The organism is Ferroglobus sp., from assembly GCF_015521575.1.
Taxonomy (GTDB): domain Archaea; phylum Halobacteriota; class Archaeoglobi; order Archaeoglobales; family Archaeoglobaceae; genus Ferroglobus.
The window spans coordinates 1-2,336 of record NZ_WANY01000183.1 but is presented as its reverse complement, the minus strand read 5'-3'; the positions used below and the strand labels follow the sequence as shown (position 1 = coordinate 2,336).

At 41.4% G+C, this 2,336-nt stretch carries 3 protein-coding genes; 1 reads left to right on the top strand and 2 read right to left on the bottom strand.

What is annotated here, in order from left to right; all coding sequences use genetic code 11:
- Window positions 1–169 precede the first annotated feature (169 nt).
- Window positions 170–706: a YbhB/YbcL family Raf kinase inhibitor-like protein gene (locus F7C14_RS07345; RefSeq protein ID WP_290901422.1), complete on the top strand. Its 537-nt coding sequence runs from the start codon at window positions 170–172 to the stop codon at window positions 704–706.
- Here the strand turns inward: F7C14_RS07345 and F7C14_RS07340 are convergent.
- Together F7C14_RS07340 and F7C14_RS07335 are read right to left on the bottom strand one after the other, a co-directional pair.
- Window positions 703–1,836 (bottom strand): HD domain-containing protein, encoded by a 1,134-nt coding sequence (locus tag F7C14_RS07340; RefSeq protein ID WP_290901421.1) that lies wholly within the window; start codon window positions 1,834–1,836, stop codon window positions 703–705. The genes F7C14_RS07345 and F7C14_RS07340 overlap by 4 nt on opposite strands.
- A 38-nt stretch (window positions 1,837–1,874) precedes the next feature.
- Window positions 1,875–2,204: a hypothetical protein gene (locus F7C14_RS07335; protein ID WP_290901420.1), complete on the bottom strand. Its 330-nt coding sequence runs from the start codon at window positions 2,202–2,204 to the stop codon at window positions 1,875–1,877.
- Between the last annotated feature and the right edge of the window lie 132 nt (window positions 2,205–2,336).

The window sequence follows — 2,336 nt, the reverse complement described above, 5'->3', positions numbered from 1 at the left end:
GATAATTACTTGGTACTTGTTCTCCGGATTTTCTATCTTCACCGCTTCAAGTTTCATAGTTTTATTCTTAGAAGAGCATTTATTAACTTTATTCATTTTTCAATTTTGATTAAAATTGTCTAAAAATATAATTGAGAAAACTTATTTGTCAAAGGAGGAAAGTAAAATTATGAGGGTGCTTATGCTTGCGGCTCTGCTATCAATAGTCTTGGTTGGATGTACTCAGAAAGAGGTGGTAGAAGTGGAAAAAAAGATGGAAGTTAAGTCCGTTTTCGAGAACATGAGTGAGATTCCGAAAAAGTACACTTGCGATGGCAGCGATGTCTCTCCCCCTCTTCGTATAGAAAACATACCCGAGAACGCGAAATCTCTTGTTATAATTTGCGAAGATCCAGACGCTCCTCTTGGCGTTTTCACCCACTGGATTCTCTTCAACGCTCCTCCCGAGAACGAAATTCCCGAAGGAATTCCTCATGGAAGGATCATAGAGGAGCCGTTTCATGCGGTGCAACTGAGAAACGACTTCGGTAAATACGGATACAACGGGCCCTGTCCACCGTCTGGAAAGCACAGATACTTCTTCAAGGTCTACGCTCTTGATGTGAAAATTGATGAGAGCGTTGAGACGAAGAAAGAGCTTTTGGAAAAGATGAAAGGTCATGTAATTGCAGAAGGCGTTCTCGTGGGAGTTTACGGAAGAGATTAAAACAGCTTTTTCTGCTTTGTTTTTTCTATGTTGAAAATGTCGTAAGCCACTTTCTGAACTTTATCGACGTATTCTCTTTTTGTGTAAACACCAAATTTGAGCAGTTCGCTCTGCAAATTTTTGAGAGTTTGAACTATCTTAGAAACTTCATCCAGCCTTTTTACCTCTCCTTCCATTTCAACCAGCGCTCCGTACTCCTCGCTCCTCTCTTCGGGAATGTCAACTATAACGAAGTTCTCGTCAATTCCGCACTCTTCAGCGATGATTTGCTCAGCCCTCCATGGCTTAACCTTCTTCAGATTCACTCCGACTTTATCCAAACTAACATAAACGGCTCTCTTAAACAGATCTCTCCGGTCGAGGGATTCTATTATGGATTTCGGGAAATCTTCGCTCCTCCTCATTAAAGCCACAACATCGTAATCGTCCATTTTTTGAAGCTCCTCGATAGAGAGCTCTTCGCTCTCGATCATCCACACTAACGCTTTTTCGAACATCTTCTTAGCTATTCTGCAAACGTGATGGTAATAGACTGCTGAATACATCATGAACCTTGAAACGAGCATCGATTCAGCAGCCCTAATTCCGCCCTCTTCGATTATAAGCCTTTTTCCATCGAAGTACATCTTCTCTATCAGTCTCTGAACGTCGAAAACTCCGTAAGCTACGCCGGTGTAATAGGAATCTCTCACAAGGTAGTCCATTCTGTCCACATCTATATCTCCGCTGACTGGACTTTCTTTTACCTTCCTTATCACTTTTTTCACATCGATTCCGTGCCTATCCAGTATTTCCTCGAAATTCTCTTTAATTATTCCCTTAACATCATCGTGCTTTCTTCGGGCGTATCTTTCAATTATCTTTTCTCCGGAGTGACTGAAGGGAGTGTGTCCGATGTCGTGAAGTAGAGCAGCGGCAACGACTTCCTCATCCTCAACGAGTTTTCTCGCTAAGTGCATAGCCCCAAGAGAATGCTCAAATCTAGTGTGATTCGCTCCGGGATAAACCAAGTTTGCGAAACCGAGCTGCTTTATCCTCCTTAACCTTTGAAAGGCGGCGGTGTCTATAATTTCGAGCTGCCATTCTTCAAGTTTTATCGTGCCGTGTATTGTGTCCTGAATTATTTTCATTCGTTAAAATGTTCTTGAAAACTTTTAAATTAGTTGCTCTAAAATACCAGCGGGACAAAATTTTCATCAATCAGCTTGGCAATTATCCCTCCAACGTATTCTACTCTTACAAAATCGAGTTTGTCGACGTAACCCTTCTTTTCAGCGATAAATTTGCAAGCGAGCGGTTTGTAATCTCCAAGCTGTTCGATAACTTCGTTTCGAAATTCTTCATCTTCAACCAAGAGGTCTTGACTCGGTCCAAAAAATATCACTTCTGTTTTTTCGCTCCATCCAAATTTCATCGAGTTCGCAGCGAACATAACGCCGGTCTGAGCTTTTTCTTTCGCTTCTTTTCCACTCGAAATTATAACGAGCAATTTCACCATATCTAAATTTCGTTAACGAAATTTTAAATATTTTAAGCAAAGCAAGTAAAGTTTCAAGTGGATGCGGGTGAGAGTGAGGGGGATTTACGCAACGGCTTTAACGAAAATTCTGCTTGAGGAGGGTGTAAGCGT